The sequence below is a fragment of the Sporosarcina aquimarina genome (genome assembly GCF_033253705.1).
Classification (GTDB): Bacteria; Bacillota; Bacilli; order Bacillales_A; family Planococcaceae; genus Sporosarcina; species Sporosarcina aquimarina.
This window is the reverse complement of the sequence record NZ_JAUBDH010000002.1, coordinates 377,776-401,127: the sequence shown is the minus strand read 5'-3', so window position 1 is coordinate 401,127 and position 23,352 is coordinate 377,776. Positions and strand designations below refer to the sequence as shown.

24 protein-coding genes are annotated in these 23,352 nt (G+C 41.8%); all 24 read left to right on the top strand.

Annotation, left to right across the window (positions count from 1 at the left end):
* Nucleotides 1–123: 123 nt before the first annotated feature.
* The gene (locus QT716_RS04630; protein WP_317934798.1) at nt 124–657 is read left to right on the top strand and encodes a YceD family protein; all 534 of its coding nucleotides are present in this window, start codon (nt 124–126) and stop codon (nt 655–657) included.
* 23 nt (nt 658–680) lie between these two features.
* On the top strand, nt 681–854 hold the full coding sequence (gene rpmF, locus QT716_RS04625; RefSeq protein ID WP_025785164.1) for a 50S ribosomal protein L32: 174 nt from the start codon (nt 681–683) through the stop codon (nt 852–854).
* A gap of 112 nt (nt 855–966) precedes the next feature.
* Nucleotides 967–1,725, top strand: a complete 759-nt coding sequence (locus tag QT716_RS04620) for an enoyl-CoA hydratase/isomerase family protein (protein WP_317934796.1) — start codon at nt 967–969, stop codon at nt 1,723–1,725.
* Between the two features lie 129 nt (nt 1,726–1,854).
* Nucleotides 1,855–2,067 carry a biotin/lipoyl-binding carrier protein gene (locus QT716_RS04615; RefSeq protein ID WP_317934955.1) on the top strand — a complete coding sequence of 71 codons (213 nt, stop codon included), beginning with the start codon at nt 1,855–1,857 and terminating at the stop codon, nt 2,065–2,067.
* A gap of 28 nt (nt 2,068–2,095) precedes the next feature.
* Nucleotides 2,096–3,649, top strand: coding sequence for an acyl-CoA carboxylase subunit beta (locus QT716_RS04610; protein ID WP_317934795.1), 1,554 nt, complete (start codon nt 2,096–2,098; stop codon nt 3,647–3,649).
* A gap of 58 nt (nt 3,650–3,707) precedes the next feature.
* The gene (locus QT716_RS04605) at nt 3,708–4,598 is read left to right on the top strand and encodes a 2-dehydropantoate 2-reductase (RefSeq protein WP_317934794.1); all 891 of its coding nucleotides are present in this window, start codon (nt 3,708–3,710) and stop codon (nt 4,596–4,598) included.
* Nucleotides 4,595–4,987: a DUF3397 family protein gene (locus QT716_RS04600; RefSeq protein ID WP_317934793.1), complete on the top strand. Its 393-nt coding sequence runs from the start codon at nt 4,595–4,597 to the stop codon at nt 4,985–4,987. The genes QT716_RS04605 and QT716_RS04600 overlap by 4 nt, the downstream gene beginning before the upstream one ends.
* Before the next feature lie 82 nt (nt 4,988–5,069).
* A complete protein-coding gene (gene bshC, locus QT716_RS04595) occupies nt 5,070–6,677 on the top strand; it encodes a bacillithiol biosynthesis cysteine-adding enzyme BshC (protein WP_317934792.1) in 1,608 nt (535 codons plus the stop codon).
* A 182-nt stretch (nt 6,678–6,859) separates the two neighbouring features.
* Nucleotides 6,860–7,291, top strand: coding sequence for a division/cell wall cluster transcriptional repressor MraZ (gene mraZ, locus QT716_RS04590; protein ID WP_317934791.1), 432 nt, complete (start codon nt 6,860–6,862; stop codon nt 7,289–7,291).
* Nucleotides 7,292–7,333: 42 nt separating this feature from the next.
* Complete coding sequence (gene rsmH, locus QT716_RS04585; RefSeq protein WP_317934789.1) at nt 7,334–8,266, top strand: 16S rRNA (cytosine(1402)-N(4))-methyltransferase RsmH; 933 nt, start codon at nt 7,334–7,336, stop codon at nt 8,264–8,266.
* A gap of 16 nt (nt 8,267–8,282) precedes the next feature.
* Nucleotides 8,283–8,651, top strand: coding sequence for a cell division protein FtsL (ftsL, locus tag QT716_RS04580; RefSeq protein WP_317934787.1), 369 nt, complete (start codon nt 8,283–8,285; stop codon nt 8,649–8,651).
* A 38-nt stretch (nt 8,652–8,689) separates the two neighbouring features.
* Nucleotides 8,690–10,858: a penicillin-binding protein gene (locus QT716_RS04575; RefSeq protein WP_317934786.1), complete on the top strand. Its 2,169-nt coding sequence runs from the start codon at nt 8,690–8,692 to the stop codon at nt 10,856–10,858.
* A 76-nt stretch (nt 10,859–10,934) separates the two neighbouring features.
* A complete protein-coding gene (locus QT716_RS04570; protein WP_317934954.1) occupies nt 10,935–12,830 on the top strand; it encodes a stage V sporulation protein D in 1,896 nt (631 codons plus the stop codon).
* Between the two features lie 56 nt (nt 12,831–12,886).
* Nucleotides 12,887–13,858, top strand: a complete 972-nt coding sequence (gene mraY, locus QT716_RS04565; RefSeq protein ID WP_317934785.1) for a phospho-N-acetylmuramoyl-pentapeptide-transferase — start codon at nt 12,887–12,889, stop codon at nt 13,856–13,858.
* Between the two features lies 1 nt (nt 13,859).
* Nucleotides 13,860–15,215 carry a UDP-N-acetylmuramoyl-L-alanine--D-glutamate ligase gene (murD, locus tag QT716_RS04560; RefSeq protein ID WP_317934784.1) on the top strand — a complete coding sequence of 452 codons (1,356 nt, stop codon included), beginning with the start codon at nt 13,860–13,862 and terminating at the stop codon, nt 15,213–15,215.
* Between the two features lie 68 nt (nt 15,216–15,283).
* Nucleotides 15,284–16,339: a putative lipid II flippase FtsW gene (gene ftsW / locus QT716_RS04555; protein ID WP_317934782.1), complete on the top strand. Its 1,056-nt coding sequence runs from the start codon at nt 15,284–15,286 to the stop codon at nt 16,337–16,339.
* 16 nt (nt 16,340–16,355) lie between these two features.
* Complete coding sequence (locus QT716_RS04550; RefSeq protein ID WP_317934780.1) at nt 16,356–17,153, top strand: cell division protein FtsQ/DivIB; 798 nt, start codon at nt 16,356–16,358, stop codon at nt 17,151–17,153.
* The gene (locus QT716_RS04545) at nt 17,134–17,859 is read left to right on the top strand and encodes a DUF881 domain-containing protein (protein ID WP_317934778.1); all 726 of its coding nucleotides are present in this window, start codon (nt 17,134–17,136) and stop codon (nt 17,857–17,859) included. Before QT716_RS04550 ends, QT716_RS04545 begins: the two co-directional genes overlap by 20 nt.
* A gap of 28 nt (nt 17,860–17,887) precedes the next feature.
* Nucleotides 17,888–18,601: a DUF881 domain-containing protein gene (locus QT716_RS04540; RefSeq protein ID WP_317934777.1), complete on the top strand. Its 714-nt coding sequence runs from the start codon at nt 17,888–17,890 to the stop codon at nt 18,599–18,601.
* Between the two features lie 2 nt (nt 18,602–18,603).
* A complete protein-coding gene (locus QT716_RS04535) occupies nt 18,604–18,975 on the top strand; it encodes a small basic family protein (protein WP_317934776.1) in 372 nt (123 codons plus the stop codon).
* 91 nt (nt 18,976–19,066) lie between these two features.
* Entirely contained in the window at nt 19,067–20,341 is a 1,275-nt protein-coding gene (ftsA, locus tag QT716_RS04530) for a cell division protein FtsA (protein ID WP_317934775.1), read from the top strand.
* 27 nt (nt 20,342–20,368) lie between these two features.
* Nucleotides 20,369–21,553, top strand: a complete 1,185-nt coding sequence (gene ftsZ, locus QT716_RS04525) for a cell division protein FtsZ (protein ID WP_317934773.1) — start codon at nt 20,369–20,371, stop codon at nt 21,551–21,553.
* A gap of 147 nt (nt 21,554–21,700) precedes the next feature.
* Complete coding sequence (locus tag QT716_RS04520) at nt 21,701–22,561, top strand: sigma-E processing peptidase SpoIIGA (protein ID WP_317934771.1); 861 nt, start codon at nt 21,701–21,703, stop codon at nt 22,559–22,561.
* Nucleotides 22,551–23,261, top strand: a complete 711-nt coding sequence (sigE, locus tag QT716_RS04515) for an RNA polymerase sporulation sigma factor SigE (RefSeq protein ID WP_317934769.1) — start codon at nt 22,551–22,553, stop codon at nt 23,259–23,261. The genes QT716_RS04520 and sigE overlap by 11 nt, the downstream gene beginning before the upstream one ends.
* The last annotated feature ends 91 nt before the right edge of the window (nt 23,262–23,352 follow it).

Sequence of the window (23,352 nt, the reverse complement as noted above, 5' to 3'; positions counted from 1 at the left end):
TCACTCCTTTCAATATATCTATTGTTTTAGTATAATGAACTAAGCGTTGAAGTGACAAGAAAATATCTTGACATCTTTTTTTATCCGCTATATAATCAAAAGTGTTGTCTTGAGGTGATAGGCATGAAATGGTCAATTCATCAATTGCGTAAGTTCAGGCAGGGAGCAATGCCGCTTGACGAAGTGGTTGATCTTGGATCTGTAAGAGAAAGAAACTCGGAAATCCGAGCAATTTCACCGGTTCGGTTAACTGGAAGTTGTACAGTAGGTTCGAAAAAAGTTTCATTTCACTTCCATTTGGAAGGTTCCATGACGCTGCCTTGTGCAAGAACGTGGGAGGATGTTCATTTTCCTTTCTCTATAGAAACAGATGAACAATTCAGCTGGGACGAAGAAGTATTGGCGCAAGACGATGAAATCCACCCAATAGTGGGGGATACAATCGATCCAATGCCAGTCTTTGAAGAGCTTATTCTTTTAGAAGTGCCATTGCAGGTTTACTGTGATGACGCGGATACCGTAACGGAAGCCTCCGGTACGGGTTGGTCGTATACGACTGACGAAGTGTACAATGAAAAGCTAACGGAAGAGCAGGATAAAAAAACGGATCCTAGACTTGCAGGCTTAGCAAGATTTTTTGAATCCGATAACGACTAGTCGAACTAAGGAGGTGCCCTCTAATGGCAGTACCAAAGAGAAGAACATCTAAAACCAAAAAGAATATGCGCCGTACACATTACAAGTTACAGGTTCCAGGTATGACAACTTGTGAAAATTGTGGCGAAATGAAATTGGCACACCGCATTTGTAAATCATGCGGTCAATACAAAGGGAAAGTCGTTGTAGGCGAATAACAAGATTCTGCCTCAACCCCCTGATAGCTCCGGCTATCGTAAGACTACCGTGAGACCATGGCTCACGGTAGTCTTTTTTGTATACATAAATTGTGTTTAAGGAGGCCGTGTTATGTCCTATAGCATCACAAAAGAAATAAACAAAATCACATTTACAATTTCTCGTCCCGAAGTAAGGAACGCAGTAAACTATGAAGTGATGGATGGGTTAGAGCAATTCATTGATCAACTGGAACGCGACACTTCCTTGAAGTGGGGAATCATCACTTCTGAAGGTGGGAAAGCATTTTGTTCAGGTGGTGATTTAGGCGAGTTTCATGCGCTTGAAACGTCTGCGGAAGCCTTACCTATGCTATCTCGAATGACCAAGTTACTCTATCGTCTTGCCGCTTCACCGATCTCTACTATTGCACTGATGGATGGTACTGCTGTTGGCGGCGGTTGTGAAATTGCAGCAGCTTGTGATTATCGTTTGATGAAGACAGGCGCTAAAGCGGGGTTCATCCAAGGGACTCTTGCCATTACGACAGGGTGGGGCGGTGCTTCGTTACTCTACGAAAAAGAACAATTACACAGCAGGGTTCTCCGTTTTCTAACTGAAGCGCGAGTTCATGATTCACAATCTCTATATGAGTGGGGATGGCTTACTGACGTATACAGTGAATCTAAAGAGGATGCACTCGCTAAGTTTATAGCAAATTCAGAACATGTCGATGCAGCAGTACTCCAGGCCTATAAGTCAATTGCGATTCGGAAATGGGAGAAAACGGGCTTGAAAGAGCGAATGCTCGCAGAGTGCAAACAGTGTTCAACTTTGTGGGAATCTGATGCACATCATGCGGCGGTAGCTAAATTTCGAAGCCGAGCTTAGCCAGTTCAAAAGATTGAAAATTCAAAAGATGATTGAATAGTTGAAAACGGTTTCAATTATCAGATAAACTATAGATAGATGAAAAAAATCATCTATCTGAAAGTGACAAAAGTTGAGGAGGAAAATAATATGGCACAAGTACTATCTACAATGACTGGAACAGTTTTTACAATTGAAGTTGAAGTTGGGCAAGAAGTGAAAAAAGGGGATACAGTAGTTATTCTCGAATCAATGAAAATGGAGATTCCTGTAGAAGCGGAAATGGATGGAAAAGTAGCATCAATTGCTGTTAAAGAGGAAGATTTCATTGATGAAGGGGATCTTATCCTAACGTTTGAATGATGGTTAAATTCGTAAGGGGGGAGTTCACATGACGAGTAATACAGAAGAACAAAAGGGGTATAATCATAAATTAGAACAACAATTGGAAAAAATCTTTGCTGGTGGACAGCCGAAGTATCATGAAAAAGCAGCCCAGCAAGGTAAAATGTTCGTGCGCGAACGTCTTGCTATGTTGTTTGATGATGGAAAATATACGGAAGACGGACGTTTCGCAAACTGTGAAGCAGGAGACTTACCAGCAGACGGTGTTGTGACTGCAATGGGGAAAGTTGGAGGTCAAACTGTTTGCGTCATGGCGAATGACTCTACAATTAAAGCGGGATCTTGGGGCTCTCGCACTGTAGAAAAGATAATCCGAATTCAAGAAACAGCTGAAATGCACCGTGTGCCGATGTTGTATTTAGTTGACTCAGCAGGTGCTCGAATTACAGATCAGCTAGACATGTTCCCGAATCGCAGAGGGGCCGGACGGATTTTCCACAACCAAGTAAGGTTATCGGGGTTCATTCCGCAAATATGTGTTCTATTCGGACCATCTGCTGCTGGCGGTGCATACATACCCGCGTTCTGTGACATTGTTATTATGGTGAAAGGGAATGCTTCTATGTATTTAGGGTCCCCTCGAATGGCTGAGAAAGTTATTGGTCAAAAAGTAACCCTAGAAGAAATGGGCGGAGCCGAAATGCATTGTTCTATCAGTGGATGTGGTGATGTTTTAGCGGAAAACGAAGAAGAAGCGATATCTGAAGCGAAACGTTACTTAGCCTTCTTCCCTGCAAACTTCACCGAGCCTGCTCCAATCGCAGAAGCGGTAGAGGCAAAGGTTGGGCGCACGTTGGAAGAAATTATACCTGAGAACCAAAATGCCCCATTCAATATGTACGAAGCTATTGATACATTGATTGACGAAGAGAGTTTCTTTGAAGTGAAAAAGAAATTTGCGCCAGAACTGATTACAGGGTTAGCACGCATTAATGGGAAGTCAGTTGGAATTATTGCGAATCAGCCGAAAGCTAAAGGCGGAGTTCTGTTCGTGGATTCTGCAGACAAGGGTGCGAAATTCATCAACCTATGTGATGCGTTTTCAATTCCATTGTTATTTTTAGCGGATGTACCAGGCTTTATGATTGGAACAAAAGTTGAAAAAGAGGGCATCATCCGGCATGGAGCTAAACTTATCATGGCGATGAGTTCTGCAACTGTGCCTAAAATTTCAGTTGTAGTAAGAAAAGCTTACGGAGCAGGGTTATATGCAATGGCTGGTCCGGCGTTTGAACCGGATGTATGTATTGCTTTACCTACAGCTCAGATTGCGGTTATGGGACCAGAAGCGGCTGTAAATGCTGTCTACTCAAACAAAATTGAAGCGATTGAAGATCCGAAAGAACGCCGTGCCTATGTGCAGCAAAAACAGCAGGAATACAAAGAAGAGATTGACATTTATCGTCTTGCATCAGAAATGATTATCGATGAAATCGTCAAACCTTCTGACTTAAGAGAAGTTCTCGCTGCCCGTTTTGAATTGTACAGCACGAAGACGATTCCCCAGCCTCCTCGGAAACACCCGGTCTATCCAGTGTAAGTTAAAAGTGTATTCGTCCGCCTATAGGGCGGACTTTTCTATTGAAAGGGGTGGAAGTATGAAAGTTGTCGTTGCAGGTGCTGGTGCGATGGGTCTTTTAATCGGTTCTTATTTAGCAGAGTCGAACTTATCCGTATCCTTTTTTACAAGAAGGGATTCTCAAGCAGAAGAACTTAGAGTAAATGGGGTCACAAGAATCCTGGATGGAGAATCTAAGACAGTGCAGGTGAATGCTTTTTCGGAACTGAAGGATGCCCCCGAAGGTGCGCTCTGGATACTCGCTGTGAAATCCAAAGATCTTTCTAAACTGATCGTGTCTATAGAGAACAAAGCACAACCCGCGCATTTGTTATTTGTTCAAAATGGCCTTCGTCATTTTGAGATGGGTAAGCAATCCTCCGTATCTTCAATTGGTTTCGCATCCCTTACGCACGGTGCCGGTAAAGAAACGGATACATCAGTTATACATAAAGGAATCGGAGTGATGAATCTTGCTCAGCTAAGAGGGGATAAGGAGCTTACCGATCAATTACTTACCGTGAATTCACCAGGCTTTCCAATTCGTCTTCATACAGACGGGTTCCGAATGCTGCTTGAAAAAGCAATCATTAATTGCTGCATTAATCCGCTAACTGCAATTTTAGGGAAAACCAATGGAGAGTTGCTTCAACACGAAACATCTCGTAGACTGATGAAAGCCGTGTATAATGAGCTCGCTCTTGTCTATCCGGAAACTATAAAAAGGTTGCCGTTTTCTGTTATAGAAAAGGTTTGCGACAGTACTGCAAGTAATCGTTCTTCAATGCTGATTGACAGAACTAATCACGTGCCGATGGAAATTGACACGATTGTAAGTGCCACTCTCGGCGAGTATCGACACAAGATGCCGACACTTGCTCTATTAGAAATGTTATTAAAAGCAATTGATGAAGGGACCGAGAGTACATGAAAGATTTTTTTCAGCCCTTATTGGCGATTTTTGTAATCGCACCATACGCAGTTACATTACTTTTGTTTGTCATTTTCAAAGTAACTCATCATTCTTCAGTTAGATCACTTCGCATCGCAGCGGACGTAACGGTTCCGTTTTTGTTTGTATCGGTAAGCATATTATTATCAATGATTGCCGGGATGCAAACCAATATCATTTTGATGATCGGTATTCTTTTAATTGCGATTGGGTATGCAACTGCTGAAAGAGTTCGAAGTAAAGAATTTAGAATGAAGAGAATGATCCGCAACTTATGGAGAATGCTGTTCCTCGTACTATCTATACTTTATATACTTTTACTGTTGGTAGGGGTTATAAAAACCGTTTTTGAATACCTAACCAAGTAAAGACTAAGCGTATGTTTTTAAACAATTAGAGTGGAGTGATATACTCAACCCATATATTGAAAGTGAAAAAGGGGCTTGAATGATGGAAATTGTAACACAAAACGTACATAAAAATGCTGTCATGCAAGCGTTTGAACAGGACGAACAGTTCAACAAAACGTTTTATGACTACAAACTAAGTGAAAACAGTTACCCAAAACGGGTGTCGGAATTAAAAAAACGCTCGTTCCAAAGAACAAAACTCGTAAAAACGATTCGTTCATTCATGGAGCCTTTCGGTATTTCCGAAGCAGCTGGAGTCCATTTAAATGAACTTGAAAACGATGGTGTTGTTGTCATTGGCGGCCAGCAAGCGGGTTTATTAACCGGACCGCTGTATTCCGTACACAAAGCGATTACTGTTATATTGCTTGCTGAGCAGCAACGGAAAGTGTTGGACATTCCTGTTATTCCTGTTTTTTGGGTAGCTGGGGAAGATCATGATTTAGAAGAAATTAATCATGTTTTTACTGAACAAGACGGCCGCCCCGTTAAACAGCAATATCCTGAACGGTATGTTTTAAAAACGATGGCTTCGGATACCCCGTATGATGCCGACACGATGTCATCTTACATCCGATTGGTTTTCAGAGATTATGAAGAAACAGCGTATACTAAGAATTTATTAAAAGAAGTACTTTATGCAGTTGAACAGGAAAAAACGTTTACGGGCTTTTTCGTAAGACTCATGAATAACTTATTTCAACAACACGGTCTGCTATTCATAGACTCCGCGGACAAATCACTTCGTGAACTTGAAGCTGAATATTTTAAACTGTTCATACAGGAATCTAAAGCGCTTGCTGAAAAAATTGTAAGTAAAGAACAGCTATTTGAAGAACAAGGATACGGGACACCTATTCAAGCGACAGCTGACGCAGCGCATTTGTTTTACGTGCATGATACGGGCCGCGTGTTACTTACCCGAAAAGAAGAACTGTTCGTCAATGAGTCAGCAGGAGTTCAGTTTACAACAGATGAGCTATTGGCAGTTGCCGAGCAAACTCCGTGGCTTCTTAGTAATAACGTAGCAACAAGACCGTTAATGCAGGATATGGTGTTTCCTGTACTAGCATTTGTTGGAGGTCCCGGTGAAATTGCCTATTGGTCCTTATTGAAAGAGGCCTTCAATCATCTGGAAATGAAAATGCCGATAGTAGTTCCTAGAATTTCAATGACATTGATTACGCCTGAAACTAAACACGCCATGAACAAATCCGAGCTATCGTGGGATGACGTCATGTCCGGTGAAGTAATTGTGCGCAGAGAACAATTTCTAGATGAAAATCGTGATAGTCAGCTGGACATGCTATTGCAAGAAACAGAAGAGTCAATTCAAGAGCAGTACAATAAAATTACAGATCATATTTCAGACGAAGATTTAACGAACCTTGCCGAAAAGAACAGAGCCTATCACTTACGGCAAGTTAAATACCTTCACGACAAAGCTGAAGATGCATTGCTGCGGAAATATGCGGCAGTTCTTCGAAACTACAGTCAGATTGAAGGAGACTTATACCCGGAACGCAATCTTCAAGACCGTACGTATACCCCTTATCCTTATTTGAATGTCTACGGACCGACTTTGGTGGATGACTTGTTACAAGAGTCACTGCCGATGAATGGGGAGCACTTAGTCGTTTACTTATAAGCAATTTAGAAAAGCATCTCTTATGCACAGCACTTGTGTATATAGGGATGCTTTTCTTTGTAATAATTGTAATAATCTCAATGAATGAAGTACTATTGATACATTTTTATTGCATTTTACAAAATTGGTGGAGGAAAGTGGGGGGATGTGGTACATTAAATTCATATAGTGGGGTGAAGGGTATGTTCATGGGTGAATATCAGCACACAATCGACGCAAAAGGCCGTTTGATAATCCCTTCAAAATTTAGGGAAGATCTTTCGGATGGTTTTGTGTTGACTCGTGGGCTCGACAATTGTCTCTTTGGCTATCCAATGCAAGAGTGGAAAAAGCTTGAGGAGAAATTGAAAGCGTTACCTGTGACTAAGAAAGATGCCCGAGCATTTACGCGTTTTTTCTTCTCTGGTGCAACCGAGGTTGAACTGGACAAGCAAGGACGCGTCAACATCCCGCCTTCACTGCTTGGGTATGCTAAGATTTCGAAAGATTGTATGGTTATTGGCGTTTCGGGAAGATTTGAAATATGGTCTGAAGAGAATTGGCAGACCTATTACGAGGAATCAGAGGAATCGTTCAATGACATTGCAGAAAACATTATGGATTTTGACTTTTGATATGAACTTTAAATTGTAGATTTTAGAAAGCAGGCGGTATGTGTGTTCGATCATACAACAGTATTACTGAACGAAGCTGTAGAAGGCCTTTCCATAAAACCTGATGGCATTTATGTCGACTGCACACTTGGTGGAGCAGGTCATAGTATGGAAATTGCTAAGCGCTTAAAAGGAAATGGAAGACTGATTTGTTTCGATCAAGATATGACTGCAATTGAAGCTGCCAAAGAGACATTGGCTGATTACTTGGAAAAGGTAACGTTCATTCATGCGAATTTCAGTCAGATAAAAAAAGAACTGAATGACATTGGAATTGAATCAGTAGACGGAATTTTGTATGACCTGGGTGTTTCTTCACCGCAGCTGGATACACCAGAGCGTGGTTTTAGTTACAATCACGATGCCCCGCTTGATATGCGTATGGATACTTCAGCACCATTAACTGCTTTTGAAGTTGTGAATGAATGGAGTTATCAGGAACTTTTACGTATCTTTTTCCGTTATGGAGAGGAGAAGTTTTCAAAAAGCATCGCTCGGAGAATCGAAGAAGCCCGTGCGGAAAAACCAATTCAAACAACAGCAGAACTAGCTGAGTTGATAAAAACAGGTATTCCTGCAGCTGCGCGTCGAACAGGTGGACATCCTGCGAAACGGGTTTTTCAAGCTATACGAATTGCAGTAAACGACGAATTGGGAGCTGCGGAAACTTCACTAACGGATGCAATTGAACTGTTGAATCCACAGGGACGAATTAGCGTCATAACGTTCCATTCATTGGAAGATCGTCTCTGCAAAACGATTTTCAAAGAAGCATCTTCACTGCCAGAACTTCCGCCTAATTTACCTGTAATACCTGAAGGACTTGATGTTAAATTAAAACTGATTACGCGTAAACCTATATTGCCAAGCGAAGAAGAAATTGAAGTAAACAAGAGAGCGCGATCTGCAAAACTTCGTATAGCCGAAAGAAAATAAGAGGGGATGATGGAGAATGGTATTAGAGCAACGTAAGATACAACCTAATTACAAACCGGAACAGGAGATTCAGGCAAGTCCAAACGTTAGTCCTGTACCGAAACCCCGGAAGTTCTTCTCGCCGGGAGAGAAGTTTATAGCTGTCGTATTCACAGCAGCTGTTGTATTGTTTTCTACAACAGTTTTGCATACTCAAGCACAAATAAATGATACAAACAAAGATATGTACTATCTATCCAACCAAATCGAGGAAACATCAAAACAGAATATCGAATTGTCCAATCAAGTAAGCGAGAAATCGACATACGAGCGAATTTGGGAAAAAGCGAAGGAACTTGGCTTGAATCTGAATGAAAGTAACGTAAAGGTCGTGCCTGGACGATGAACAAAAAGAAATTTCGATTTCAAGGTGGAGCCTTTCTAATGCTTTTGTTATTTGGAGGGCTCTTTTTCCTTTTGTTCGGAAGAATGCTTCAAATTCAAGTCACTGGACAAATTGACGGTCGTGCGCTGGCTGCCATGGCAGACCAAAAGTATTTAAAAGAAAGTGTCTTACGGGCAGATCGTGGTAAAATAGTCGATCGGGCGGGTGAAGTGATCGCAACAGACACACTCAGCTACCGGCTAATCGCTGTTCTGAGCGAAAAAGCAACAAAAGGTTCTAAAAAGCAGCTACACGTTACAGACTTCGAGCAAACTGCTGAAGTATTAAGTAAGTATATCGATATGGACAAAGAAGAAATTTTAGAAAGATTTGAAAGTGCTTCTCCTGATGCTTATCAAGTTGAATTCGGTAAAGCAGGCCGTTCTATATCAAACGAAACGGCCGATGCTATAAAGAAAGAAGAATTACCAGGTATCCGCTTTTTTGAAGATAAGAAAAGACTGTACCCAAATGGGAATTTCGCATCTTATTTAGTCGGGTTTGCAATGCCGGAAAAAACTGAAGGTGATTCCGTTGAAACTATCGGAAAGATGGGGCTTGAAAAGACATATAACAAACAATTGACAGGAACAGATGGAAAAGCCGATTTCAAAACTGACAGATGGGGAATCCAACTTCGGGATACGAAAAAAAATATTCAAGCTCCTCAAGATGGTCAGACAATTCAGCTGACATTGGACAAAACAATACAAAACTTCGTGGAAGATGCATTGAATCGTGCAGAAAAGGAATATAGCCCTGAAAAAATGATGGCTGTTGTTGTAAATCCTAAGACTGGAGAAATTTTAGCAATGAGTCAACGACCTTCCTTTCATCCTGGAACGCGTGAAGGATTGACGGAGAACTGGTTAAATGAAGCGGTCGAAGAAACGTTCGAACCGGGCTCTACAATGAAGATGTTTACATTAGCAGCAGCTATTCAAGAAAATAGATGGGATCCGAATGCGTACTATAAATCTGGACAATACAAAATTTACGACAGAACGATTCGTGATGTAAACCGAGTTGGCTGGGGCATGATTACCTTTTTGGAAGGTTTCCAGCGGTCTTCAAATGTCTCTATGGCTTATTTACTTGAACGATTAGGAGACCAAACACTCATTGAATACTTCGAAGAGTTTGGTTTTGGAAAAAAGGTTGGGATTGACTTGCCGAATGAGGCGCCAGGGGTTCTTCTCGCCAACTTCCCAAGCGAACGTTTAACGACATCCTACGGTCAAGGCTCTACAGTGACCCCCATTCAGATGGTGCAGGCTGCTACAGCTATTGCTAATGATGGAAAGATGATGACACCGTACGTTATTGACCAAATCATTGACCCGAATAAAGATGAAGTAGTTGAAAAGCACGAACCTGAAGAAAAAAAGAGTCCAATCTCAGAAGATACTGCGAAGCAAGTCCGTGAGATTCTAGCTTCAACGATTACATCTGAGCACGGAACTGGAAAGAAATTTGCGCTAGATGGCTATGATGCTGGAGGGAAAACGGGTACTGCCCAAATCCCGAAAACAACTGGCGGAGGGTATATTTCAGGAAATGGTAACTACTTGTATTCATTTTTAGGGATGGCCCCTATCGATGATCCTCAACTGTTGACTTATGTCCTTGTACAAAAGCCGAAACTGAAAGAAGGGAAGTATGGTTCAGATCCTACTTCCGAAATATTTACATCAGTTATGGAAAGCAGCTTGAAATACCTGAATATAGCACCAGACAGTAAACAACCGGATGCATCTTCAGTAATTCAAGATTATCAAGGAGAGACATCAGAAAAAGTGGTTGCTGAGTTAACAGAACAGGGCATGAAACCAATTGTAGTTGGACAGCCGGGAGAAGTAGTTCAACAATCCCCTGCAGCAAAAACGAAACTAACTAAAGGTTCGATTGTACTTTTAAAGACTTCTGGTGAAACAGCACTTCCTAACTTTACCGGCTGGTCAAAGAAGCAAGTTATGGTATTTAAGAGCTTCTCAGGATTAGACATCCGTTTAAATGGTGAAGGATTTGTGGTAAAACAAAGCCTTTCTAAAGGCGCATCCGTTTCAGATGGAGATCCGATTGTGATAACACTTCAAGATCCTGAACAAAGTAATCAAACAAAACCTGAGCCTGAACCGGACGAAGAGCCTGAGATTATTGGCGGATGATGAATAGCTGAGCATACTCTCTCATAAATTAGAAATAAAACGAGAGGTGTGAAGCTCTTTGAAAGGAATAATCGGAATGCAGTCTAAAAAGAGGCTGCGTGCCGTGTTCATTATTTTTATACTGCTGCTCGGCGCAACGATAGGTAAATTATTTCATGCACAAATCATTAAACATGAATGGTTAAAAGAGCGAGCACAAGCGAATTGGGACCGCGAAATACCATTCGGACCAGTGCGCGGAGAGATCGTTGACCGGCATGGCAAGTTAATTGTCGGAAACGAACTCGCCCCCACTTTGTATTTCATGCCTGCACAAAATCCAGACCCTGAAGGTGCGGCAGCGAAGATTGCTCCGATTATAAAAGTAGATCAAAAAAAGTTAGCAAAGAAAATGAATAAAAAAGATTATATGGTTAAATTAGCGCCCGAAGCAAAAAATATTTCAAAAGCTCAAGCTGACGAAATTTCAGCATTGAAAATTCCAGGTTTGTATACTGGAGTGGACTTCATGCGCAGTTACCCGAATGGAGAACTTCTTTCACGCCTTATAGGGTTCACAGGCTATGATGGGGAAGGACTTGCAGGTATCGAGTATGCGTACAACGAATTTCTAAACGGAACCGGAGACAAAATACGGATGTATACCGATGCGCGAGGGATATCCCTTCCTCATGTAGATGATGATTTTAAAGATGGCGTAGAAGGTTCCTCCGTTGTACTGACAATCGATTCAGAAATCCAAAAGATTGTAGAACGGGAACTTTCTCAAGCGATGGAGAAGTACGATGCTAGCCAAGCGCTGGCCATTGTAATGAATCCAAAAACAGGAGAATTATTTTCATTAGCTTCTGCACCATCGTTCGATCCGGCAAACTATCAAGATGCGAATCCGGATATTTATAACCGGAATTTACCAGTTTGGATGACGTTTGAACCGGGTTCCACGTTTAAGATTATGACACTTGCAGCTTCGCTGGAAGAAAATCTTATAGACTTAGAGAATGAAACCTTCAATGATCCAGGGTATACTATGGTAGGCGGTGCGCGTTTGCGTTGCTGGAAACGCGAGGGACATGGTCATCAAACGTATCTTGAGGTCGTTGAGAACTCTTGTAACCCGGGATTTATCGAGATGGGACGCAGGTTGGGTGAAGAGAAACTTTCTGCATATATTCGAGATTTTGGATTCGGTGAGTCTACTGAATCCGGTATCGCAGGCGAAGCAAAAGGGATATTGTTTGCGAAGGATGCATTTGGTCCTGTAGAGCAGGCAACTACCGCATTTGGTCAAGGTATTTCGGTGACTCCTATCCAACAGGTGCAAGCTGTAGCGGCAGCTGTTAATGGAGGAATGCTGTATAAGCCATATATAGTTAAAGAGATAATTGGACCAGATGGAAAGGCATCGCAATCTTATGTACCAGAAATGAAACGCCGTGTGATTAGTGAAGAGACATCTGCACAAGTACGGAAAGCACTGGAATCAGTCGTTGCAAACGGCTCGGGACGGAACGCTTACGTTGATGGTATACGAGTAGGCGGTAAGACTGGAACCGCACAAAAAGTGGAGGACGGGAAGTATAAAGAGGGAGATTACATTGTGTCTTTCATTGGAATCGCCCCTGCTAACGACCCTGAATTAGTCGTTTACATTGCGATAGACAGTCCTAAAAATTCTGTTCAGTTTGGTGGCGTGATTGCTGCTCCGATTGTTGGGAGAATTATTGATGAAATCGCACCATTAGCAGGAATTTCAGCGCAAAAGGGTCAAATTGAAAAAGAATATCGCTGGGGGGACCCTATCACATTCGAAGTTCCAGATCTTAAAGGGCTGACAAAAGATGAAGTAGCGAAACAGCAGCTCACGATGCGTATTGAATGGCATGGAGATGGCAAGAAAATTAACAAACAATTACCTATATCAGGAACTGAAATGAACGAGGAAGATGTTATACATGTGTATACAGACTAATCGTTTAATATAATTGAACCAACAACTTGTTTGGGAACATAGAAGGAGATCTACACATGACGCTCGTCACAACAATTACGGCTATTGCCGTTACATTTGGCCTTACGGCTATTCTAGGCTATGCCATCATTCCTTTACTGCGACGGATGAAATTCGGTCAAAGTATAAGGGAAGAAGGACCACAAGCACACTTGAAAAAAGCAGGGACACCAACAATGGGCGGACTGATTTTTCTAGTCTCGATACTGATCGCTACGCCTGTTTTGTCTTACATAAATGGTGTGCTGACCACCCAAACAATCGTGTTACTGCTTGTTTTGGTCGGTTTTGGTGCAATCGGATTTCTTGATGACTTCATCATCGTCGTAATGAAAAGGAATCTTGGATTAACTTCAATACAAAAACTTATCGGTCAAATCATTATTGCGATATTCGCGTTTTTCCTTTTGAAATTAGGACCATTCGATACAGTCATTTCTATCCCGTTTACAGAGATTGACATTGAAATGGGTATCTTCTATGTTGTGTTCTTGATCTTTTGGCTAGTAGGATTTTCAAATGCCGTCAATTTGACAGATGGTTTGGACGGTCTCGTGTCAGGGACATCTTCCATTGCATTTTCTGCGTTTGGTATTCTTGCAGTTTCATTCAACCAACAAGATATTGCGATGTTTTCATTTGTCGTTTCGGGTGCAATGCTCGGTTTCCTGTTGTTTAATATGAAACCAGCCAGAGTCTTCATGGGAGATACAGGTTCTCTAGCACTTGGCGGTGCACTCGCAATGATTTCCATCCTTATTAAACAGGAGTTTTTACTTCTGATTATTGGGATTGTGTATGTGATTGAAACGTTGTCTGTTATTATTCAAGTCATTAGTTTTAAAACGACAGGCAAACGGGTATTTAAGATGAGTCCTATCCATCACCATTTTGAACTTTCAGGATGGTCCGAATGGAAAGTGGTCCTTGTCTTTTGGGGAATTGCATTCCTAGCAGCAATCGTACCTGTACTTATGGAGGTGATGTAACATGAAAAACGGAACTCAATTTGCAGGAAAGAAAGCACTTGTACTCGGATTAGCAAAGAGCGGGCACGCGGCTGCAACCTTACTATCAGACTGCGGTGCAGTTGTAACTTTAAATGATTTTGCACCTGAAGATAACAATCCGCTCGTTGCTGAGCTCAGAGATAAAGGTGTTACTGTGATTTGTGGAGGACATCCGGATACGATTTTACATGAAGGTTTTGATTTCATTGTCAAAAATCCTGGAATTCCATATAGCAATCCTGTCATTATACAAGCTGAACAATTGGGCGTGCCTATTTGGACAGAAATCGAACTTGCTTATCTTATAAGTGATGCTCCAATAATTGCGATTACTGGATCGAATGGCAAAACGACGACAACCACTTTGTTGTACCATATGTTAAATATCGGCAATCTGCATCCTCTGATAGCCGGCAATATAGGGACTGTCGCAAGTACGGTTGCTCGTCATGCAACGAAAGAGGAGGCAATCGTCCTGGAAGCCTCTTCGTTCCAATTGATGGGGGTGGATGCATTCCGGCCGCATATTGCAATTTGGACCAATTTGTACGAAGCACACTTGGATTATCATGGGAGTGCTGAAGCGTATGCAGAAGCGAAAGCCCAAGTTACAAAAAATCAAACAGCAACAGATTTCTTGATTTTTAACGCAGATCAGCCTGAAATTCAACGATACATTTCTGAGACCAATGCTACTTTAGTTCCTTTTACAACAAAGGGAAGGTCTGTACAAGGGATTTCCGCAGATGAATTATCCATTTACTGGCTGGGTGAGCCGATTATTTCTCGTAAGAAAATCACACTGCCAGGTGCTCATAACTTAGAAAACATCTTATCAGCAACTGCGGCAGCATTATTATATGGGTGTGAACGCAGTGCGATTGAAAGCGTACTGAGCTCTTTTACAGGGGTTAGACATCGCATGCAGTTTGTTAAGGAATTCAATGGCCGGAAATTTTATAACGACTCGAAAGCTACAAATACACTGGCAACGAAAAGTGCACTCTCTTCTTTTGAGACACCGACGATACTTATAGCTGGCGGATTAGACCGCGGACACTCGTTTGAAGAATTACGGCCTCACATGAATAATGTTAAAGCAGTAATTGGGATTGGTGAAACTGGAGACCGCTTTGTACAATTCGCTTATTCATGTGGCGTTCGTGTTGCAAAAGAAGCGGGTACACTTCCGGAAGCGATGAAAGAAGCGTATGCAGTGTCAGAGAAGGGAGATACAGTTTTACTTTCCCCGGCATGTGCAAGTTGGGACCAGTATCCAAATTTCGAAGCAAGAGGCGACGAGTTCATTGGAGCTGTTCAACAATTAAAAATCTAACTTAATGAATTGGTAAATCCAACAGCGAAAGGATGCATCCACTGCTTTCTAAGTATAGAACACTATTTATGATTTCTGCTGTTGCCCTAACTTTGATAGGCGTGCTATTCGTTCATTCGGCAGCTGCCTATTGGGGAGAAATCCGATATGCGGAATCTGCTCCGTTTGCAGTCAAGCAACTCATTTACATAGCTGTTTCCATTACAGTTGCATACATGATGATGCGGTCACCTGTATTATCTACAGAAAAGTTTTGGACACTATTTTATGTGGTCACGATTGTCTTATTAGCAGCAGTTTTAATACCTGGTATTGGGGCTGTTAGGAATGGTTCACAAAGTTGGATTGCATTAGGTCCTTTGAGTTTGCAGCCGGCAGAATTTGTGAAAGTTGCATTGATCGGCAAATTAGCGATGAGTATGAAGAAAAAATCTGGCCGAAAAGTTTGGGATTGGCGCCACTTCGCATTGATTCTTTTGCCATTTACCCTAATTATGATGCAACCTGACTTGGGTTCAGCCGTCATTATGATCGTTTCTGCTTTCATAGTTTTGTTTGTAGCCGGCTATCCGCTCTCTTTCTTCTCTATCTTAGGAGTGACAGGAGTTGGCGCGTTTACTGCTTTGATATTGGCTGCTCCGTATCGCTTGGATCGTATTAAGTCTTATATCGATCCATGGAGTGATCCGTTAGGAAAAGGATTTCAAGGAATACAATCACTTTTTGCCATTGCACCTGGAGGCTTGCTGGGACATGGTTTTGGCAACAGCCGGCAAAAGTATTTGTATCTGCCTGAACCTCAAAATGATTTTATCTTTTCGATAATCGCGGAAGAAACAGGCTTTCTAGGAGCAACAGCCGTCATATTATTATTCGTCTGTCTTTTGATAGCAGCATTCGGGATTGCAATCCGCACTGTTGGCTGGAACTCATGCCTTGTTGTCGCGGGAATGACATCCATTATTATTTTTCAAACGTTTTTAAACATCGGTGTTGTGTCAGGCTTGCTGCCTGTAACAGGCGTAACCTTGCCATTCATAAGCTATGGCGGTTCTTCGATGTTGACAACATGGTTAGCTGTAGGAGCAATTTTACATTTCTCTAGAAAACAAAAGATTGAGTGAAAAGGAGGGGGAGGAATTGGAAAAAGTTATCGACATTGAAGACCGTATACCTTCTATGAGAAAAAAACGGCGTAAAAAAACGAATAGAAAGTTTGTCATTATTTTACTCGTTTTTGTAGTCGTGCTCCTCATCCTCCTTTACTTTCAATCACAAGCGAGCAAAATCGAAACTATAAATCTTACGGGTACGGTTCTCCATGACAAAGAGTTCTATTTAAAACAAGCTGGGCTTGCACCAGGTGTATCGATGTGGGGATTCAAGGAGACAGATGCTGAAAAGCGTCTTCAAAGTGTTGAAGGCGTCGAAGAGGCTTCTGTGAAGAGAAAATGGTTTCGTGAGGTATCAATATCAATTAAAGAGTGGCGTCCCATCGCATGGATTGACCAAAAAGGACAATACTCTTTTATTCTTGAAAATGGGGATATATTTAAGCCGAACCATGAGCCCGCAGCAGATATTCCAATTGTTACCGGCTTCGAAGAAGATTCGACTCGGGAAATCCTTTCTTCACAGTTGTTGGAACTAGATGAATCAGTGTATCAGCTCGTTTCAGAAATACGGGAGCCAGCAGATTCTGATGGAGATCAAGTTATTCTTTACATGAATGACGGCTTCGAAGTCCACGCCTCACTATCTACAATGGCGGACAAGCTCTCGTACTATCCAGATATCGTGAATCAGCTCAACGGTTCAGAAAAAGGTGTGATAGACGTTGAAGTAGGGACGTATTTTACACCTTACAGTAAATTATACGGGAGTGAAGATGCAGCAGAGGAAGAAGAAGGTGATGTCGATGAGTCTGAAGACGAGTGATCGTAAGAAGCGCAACAATCGTATTTTATATGCGCTCGTTTTTTTAGTATTAGGTTTCATCTTTTCCTTTTCATACAGAACTTTAGGGCCAGGTTCAGAATCCCAGCAGATGAAGTTAGAAGTGAATGATCGTGAAGAGACCTTTCGTAAAGATTTGATTGAACAAAAAGAGCGTAACAAACAATTGGCAGATGAAATTTCGAAGAAGCAAAAATCTATAGCAGACGTCGAACAGCTGCTTAGTAACTCAGAACAAAATCACGACGCACTCGTTAAAGAAGCAAAAAGTTTAAGACTATTACTTGGCGTAGTACCTGCAAGCGGACAAGGGATTCGGGTCGAATTGGAAGATGGGGATTACGATCCTACTCAGCAAAATCCCAATGAATATATTGTTCATGAAAGCCAAGTGTTAATGGTAGTAAATGAGCTTAAAATTGCCGGTGCTCAGGCTTTGTCAATCAATGGTCAGAGAATTAATTCGAATTCTAGTATTAAATGTACAGGTCCTGTCATTGCGATAGATGGACAAACATTCCCCGCACCATTTGTAGTAGAAGCAATTGGAGATACGGATGCGCTAAACTCTTCCTTAACGTTAAAAGGCGGCGTGATGGATAGTGTGATGTCCGACAATATTGTCATGACGATTGAAAAGAAAAAAGAAATTTTAATGCCTGCATTACGAGATGATATTGAAGGTTAACTAATCCGACGAGGGAGGATGAGAGCTTATGCAGCGCAAATGGATGTTTACTTTCATTCTGCTCGTAGTCGGGTTCATGGTGGCAGTGCAGTACAATACTGTCCAGCAGCCATCAGAAAGAGATACCCGTGATATTTGGGCAATCCGAAACGAATTAGCTAAAGAGCGTAAACTTCATTCGGAATTATTAACTGAAGTACGGGCTTTGGATGAGACATTAGACAAATACAATGCTTCAGAAGAAGGCAACAAAGGACAAGCATTACTTGAAACTGTTGAAGATCTCCGTCAGCAAGCGGGAATAACTGAACAAAGCGGTCCTGGAATTGTAATTGACGTTGTACCCTCCCAAGAAAGTGTAGCTATGGGAACTCCGCTTCATGAAATCAGTCCGGAATTACTAACTCGCTTTGTGAATGAAGTAAACCGATTCAAAGGGCTTGATATGGATATTGATGGAAAGCGTGTGACTGCGTTAAGTGCTATTAGAGACATCAATGGACAGACAACTGTGAACGGCTTGCCGGTTACAATTCCTCCATTCCAAATCAAGATCTTGTCACCAGATATCGAGAAAAGTGAAAAGCTGTATAACTTTTTGCAGTCCTCATCGATTTTAGATGATTTTTACTTAGATGATTTTATATTAGAAATCAATGAACCTGAAAACAATGTGAAGATTAACGGTCGCTCAGATCAATCTGAAAATCGATATCTGAAAGAACTGCCAAAGGGGGGCTGACAATGTGGTTACCGATATTAGGTTTAATACTTGGTGTATCACTTGGGTTTTTATCAGATATCCAAATACCTCAGGAATATGGTAATTATCTATCAATCGCCGTGTTGGCAGCACTTGATACATTGCTTGGAGGGATACGGGCACATCTGCAAAGAGTGTATGATGACCAGGTATTCGTCACAGGATTTTTCTTTAATATCTTGCTGGCTGCTGGACTCGCATTCCTTGGAGTACACCTAGGCGTAGATTTATATTTGGCCGCCATTTTTGCATTTGGAGTTCGGTTATTCCAGAATCTTGCCGTGATACGTAGAGTACTGTTAACCAAATGGTCAGAATATCGTAAAGTTTCTACTACAAATTCGACAAAATGAAGGGATTTTGAGAAGAGATGGCGAAAATATTTAGACAACGCAGTAAGAATACAATAGAATGGAAGAAGAGTAACAATGGGAGGTGCCAAAGATGAGTCAGTCAAATATGTATGTATCGCTCGACATCGGGTCCTCCACTATCAAAGTCCTAATCGGTGAGATGGATGGCGGATCCCTGCATGTTATTGGGGTCGGCAATGTTCAATCCGCTGGCATTCGAAAAGGATCCATTGTGGACATCGATGCAACAGTTCAGTCTATTCGCAAGGCAGTGGAGCAAGCAGAACGAATGACAGGATTGCGCATAACAGAAGTTGTTCTTGGAATACCATCGAATGGTGTTACATTACAAGACGTTAAAGGTGTTGTCGCTGTAAACTCCGTTAATCGGGAAATTACAGATGACGATTTAGATCGTGTAATGGAGTCGGCGCAAGTGATGTCCGTTGCACCCGAAAGAGAAATTGTCAATATTATTCCTAAGCAATTTATTGTGGACGATTATGATGAAATAAAAGATCCAAGAGGGATGATCGGCGTGCGTCTTGAGATGGACGGCACAATGATTACGACTTCTAAAACGCTTGTACACAATATCCTTCGTTGTGTTGAACGTGCAGGCTTATCAATCCGTGAAATCTATTTGCAGCCACTCGCTTCTGGAATGTTTGCATTAACAGAAGACGAAATGAATCACGGAACAGCATTCATTGATATTGGTGGAGGTTCTACCACGGTTTCCGTATTTTGGGAAAATCGGTTTGCAGCTACAACGGTGTTACCTGTTGGAGGAGATCATATTACAAAAGATCTGTCCATCATTTTAAAGACACCAACTGAACAAGCAAGAAAGATTAAGCACCAATACGGCCACGCATTTTACGATGATGCATCTGATGATGAATTATTTGAAGTTCCGGTAATTGGTGCAGATACAAAAGATCAGTATAGCCAAAAATACATATCGGAGATTATCGGGGTAAGACTTGAAGAACTATTTGAACTTGTCCTTGAAGAAATGTACCGTTTAGGTATCCGTGATCTGCCGGGTGGTGTTGTGCTAACTGGCGGGACTACTAAAATGGATGGTGTTTTGCAGCTAGCGCGTCATGTATTGAACACACGTGTGCGCATCCACACACCTGAATACATTGGTGTTCGCGAACCGATGTATTCTACAGCTGTCGGTCTCATTCGCTATGCCTATATGGAAGATGCATTCTTTGGACAAATGTCTTCAGAACCGATGGGACAAGCAATCGAACAAGATACTGCAGCTCCGTCTAGGAAAAGTCAAGAACCAAAGCAGTCAAAAGATTCATTGCTCGGCAAGACAAAACGATTTTTCGATAGTTTTTTTGAATAAAACGGTGAGTGATTAGGAGGAAAAGAGATGCTAGAGTTTGATACGAATATTGAAGCGCTCGCGGTCATCAAAGTTATTGGTGTTGGTGGCGGTGGAAATAACGCAGTAAATAGAATGATAGAGCACGGAGTACAAGGTGTAGAGTTCATTGCGGTGAATACAGATGCACAAGCACTAAACTTGTCTCAAGCAGAAGTGAAATTACAAATTGGCGGGAAACTTACACGCGGTTTGGGTGCAGGGGCTAATCCTGAAGTAGGGAAGAAAGCTGCTGAAGAAAGCCGTGAACAGCTAGAAGAAGCGCTCAGAGGGGCAGACATGGTATTTGTGACTGCTGGAATGGGCGGCGGTACAGGTACAGGAGCTGCGCCCGTTATTGCACAAATCGCTAAAGATCTTGGCGCACTAACAGTAGGTGTCGTAACTCGTCCGTTTACTTTCGAAGGACGCAAACGTTCCACACAAGCAATTGGCGGAATCACAGCTATGAAAGAATCTGTGGACACTCTAATAGTAATCCCTAATGATAAATTGCTTGAAATTGTTGACAAAAACACGCCAATGTTAGAAGCTTTCCGCGAAGCGGATAATGTTCTTCGACAAGGTGTACAAGGTATTTCAGACTTGATTGCTGTGCCTGGATTGATCAACTTGGACTTCGCCGATGTGAAGACAATCATGTCTAACAAAGGATCCGCTCTTATGGGTATCGGTATGTCAACAGGAGAAAACCGTGCTTCTGAAGCAGCGAAAAAAGCAATTTCAAGTCCATTGCTCGAAACATCTATCGATGGAGCAAAAGGTGTATTGATGAATATCACTGGCGGTTCAAACTTAAGTCTATTCGAAGTACAAGAAGCTGCGGATATCGTAGCATCTGCTTCTGATGAAGACGTTAACATGATCTTTGGTTCTGTCATTAATGATGACTTGAAGGATGAAATCATTGTAACTGTTATTGCAACAGGATTTACAGATGAGCAGATCACTCAAGTTCGCAGCGGAAATCGCTCTGCTGGATTTGGAGGCATGCGTCAGCGGGAAACACAAGCTCCGCAAAACCATGCACCACAATCCAACCAGCACCGACATGAAGAGCCGGTACAACAGCAGCCGTCACATCAACAAGAGCCTGCTCGCAACCAGCAGCAGACACCACAAGACGATGGCCTGGATATCCCAACATTCTTACGTAATCGTCGCCGTAAATAATCAACTAAAAAACCTTCAGCAACTTTGCTGGAGGTTTTTTTGTGCTTTCTTTCGTACAATCTGTCGAACTCTTTTTTAGTTTCATGCCGTGAACTGACAAAACTCTTGCAGCGGAAATGATAATCTTGCAAATAAGGAGGACAGCCTATGTATGGAGAAGTCATGATCGGCATTAATATGGTCTTCAATTATACAGTTCTGTCATTTGCCAATACGACCGGTAATGCAAAAATCGGTAAAAAGCAATTAGTTCTAGCGGCTTTTGCAGGCGCCATTCCTGCTGTTGTTTTCCCAGGATCTTTAACGGCGTCATTTATAGCGTTCGCCTTTATGACAGTCTGTGCATTTGGTTTTTCAGCCCATCGTTGGAAAGCCTCTGGTGTATTAGTTTTAATCGGTGCCTTTTTAGCAGGTGGATTATTATCAGCTCTTCCTTTTACTCAGTGGGGACAGGATTTCAAATTTCGTTTGTTATTCTATGCAGTTCTCGCTTATGGATGTTTGCAGCTGGTGAAGGTTAAGTGGTTGGACGTGCGTAAAATCAGTAGATTTTCAGAATTTGCCTGCAGCTCGGAATTGGTTCTCTTTGGTACTTCTGTAAAGTTACAAGTATTCATCGACACTGGAAACAGTTGTACTGAACCGCTATCAAATGATGCTGTACATTTTGTTTCTCTTAAAGCAGTCAAACCGATCCTTCCCGAAGAACTGCTCTCATGTTTAGAAGCTGCTGAAGTCAGTCAAACTGCGATTCCCGATTTGTCGAAGTTCCCGGAAAAGTTTCGAAAGAAATTACGCCTTATTCGTATTCAAACTGTAGAAGGAGCAAATTGGGCAGTCGGTATTCGTTTTGATGATTGGAAATTAGAAGGCAAACATTCACTTGAAAAAGGCTATATCGTATTAACTGCTGACAATGCACGATATCCACATAGTGCGTCCGCAATATTGCACGTCTCTGCATTGGAAACTAAAGAAGAAGAAAGGGGATTACTCCATGCTACATGAAATTAAAAAATGGATAGCCGTACTAGCAGGTTTTTTCAAAAAGAAGAATGGAACCTATTATATCGGTGGACATGAATCGTTGCCAAAACCGTTAACTAGAGAAGAAGAAGCCGAAACGATCGCTGCCTATATGGCAGGTGATCAGCAAGCAAGAGATCGGCTGATCGAGAAAAACTTACGGCTCGTTGTTTACATTGCGAGACGCTTTGACAATACAAATACCCATATTGAAGATTTAATAAGTATCGGAGCCATCGGTCTTATAAAAGCTATTGAAACATTTAAAAGCGATAAAAATATTAAATTGGCGACATATGCATCACGCTGTATAGAAAACGAAATCTTAATGCATTTACGGAAGACAAATCGTACGCGTTCTGAAATATCATTCGATGAACCTTTAAATTCTGATGCTGACGGCAACGAGCTATTATTGTCCGATATTTTAGGGACGGATGAAGACATTATTACGGACGACGTTGAAAAGAAACTAGAACGGCAGCACATGATCGATGCGGTGACGACTCTTAGTGATCGTGAACGGCACATTATGGAATGCAGATTCGGTCTGACAGGTCAGATTGAAATGACTCAAAAGGAAGTGGCAGATCTATTAGGCATTTCACAGTCGTATATTTCACGTTTAGAAAAGAAGATAATTTCAGAACTTCGGGAGCGTTTAAATCATCCAATTGCATAATGGTTGAAATTGGCGTTTCAAAAAACCGCATAGAACTTCACTCAGAGGATAAGCTATCTCGTACAGTCATCTACAGAATACGGAGGAATTC

Bases quoted from the DNA above. Each gene is read 5' to 3' on its own strand.
- QT716_RS04570 (WP_317934954.1), top strand. From the start codon at position 10,935: ATGCAGTCTAAAAAGAGGCTGCGTGCCGTGTTCATTATTTTTATACTG.
- ftsL (WP_317934787.1), top strand. From the start codon at position 8,283: ATGGTATTAGAGCAACGTAAGATACAACCTAATTACAAACCGGAACAG.
- rpmF (WP_025785164.1), top strand. From the start codon at position 681: ATGGCAGTACCAAAGAGAAGAACATCTAAAACCAAAAAGAATATGCGC.
- sigE (WP_317934769.1), top strand. From the start codon at position 22,551: ATGCTACATGAAATTAAAAAATGGATAGCCGTACTAGCAGGTTTTTTC.
- murD (WP_317934784.1), top strand. From the start codon at position 13,860: ATGAAAAACGGAACTCAATTTGCAGGAAAGAAAGCACTTGTACTCGGA.
- QT716_RS04540 (WP_317934777.1), top strand. From the start codon at position 17,888: ATGCAGCGCAAATGGATGTTTACTTTCATTCTGCTCGTAGTCGGGTTC.
- QT716_RS04520 (WP_317934771.1), top strand. From the start codon at position 21,701: ATGTATGGAGAAGTCATGATCGGCATTAATATGGTCTTCAATTATACA.
- mraY (WP_317934785.1), top strand. From the start codon at position 12,887: ATGACGCTCGTCACAACAATTACGGCTATTGCCGTTACATTTGGCCTT.
- QT716_RS04630 (WP_317934798.1), top strand. From the start codon at position 124: ATGAAATGGTCAATTCATCAATTGCGTAAGTTCAGGCAGGGAGCAATG.
- ftsW (WP_317934782.1), top strand. From the start codon at position 15,284: ATGATTTCTGCTGTTGCCCTAACTTTGATAGGCGTGCTATTCGTTCAT.
- mraZ (WP_317934791.1), top strand. From the start codon at position 6,860: ATGTTCATGGGTGAATATCAGCACACAATCGACGCAAAAGGCCGTTTG.
- QT716_RS04605 (WP_317934794.1), top strand. From the start codon at position 3,708: ATGAAAGTTGTCGTTGCAGGTGCTGGTGCGATGGGTCTTTTAATCGGT.
- QT716_RS04535 (WP_317934776.1), top strand. From the start codon at position 18,604: ATGTGGTTACCGATATTAGGTTTAATACTTGGTGTATCACTTGGGTTT.
- ftsZ (WP_317934773.1), top strand. From the start codon at position 20,369: ATGCTAGAGTTTGATACGAATATTGAAGCGCTCGCGGTCATCAAAGTT.
- QT716_RS04545 (WP_317934778.1), top strand. From the start codon at position 17,134: ATGAGTCTGAAGACGAGTGATCGTAAGAAGCGCAACAATCGTATTTTA.
- QT716_RS04615 (WP_317934955.1), top strand. From the start codon at position 1,855: ATGGCACAAGTACTATCTACAATGACTGGAACAGTTTTTACAATTGAA.
- ftsA (WP_317934775.1), top strand. From the start codon at position 19,067: ATGAGTCAGTCAAATATGTATGTATCGCTCGACATCGGGTCCTCCACT.
- QT716_RS04620 (WP_317934796.1), top strand. From the start codon at position 967: ATGTCCTATAGCATCACAAAAGAAATAAACAAAATCACATTTACAATT.
- bshC (WP_317934792.1), top strand. From the start codon at position 5,070: ATGGAAATTGTAACACAAAACGTACATAAAAATGCTGTCATGCAAGCG.
- QT716_RS04610 (WP_317934795.1), top strand. From the start codon at position 2,096: ATGACGAGTAATACAGAAGAACAAAAGGGGTATAATCATAAATTAGAA.
- QT716_RS04600 (WP_317934793.1), top strand. From the start codon at position 4,595: ATGAAAGATTTTTTTCAGCCCTTATTGGCGATTTTTGTAATCGCACCA.
- QT716_RS04575 (WP_317934786.1), top strand. From the start codon at position 8,690: ATGCTTTTGTTATTTGGAGGGCTCTTTTTCCTTTTGTTCGGAAGAATG.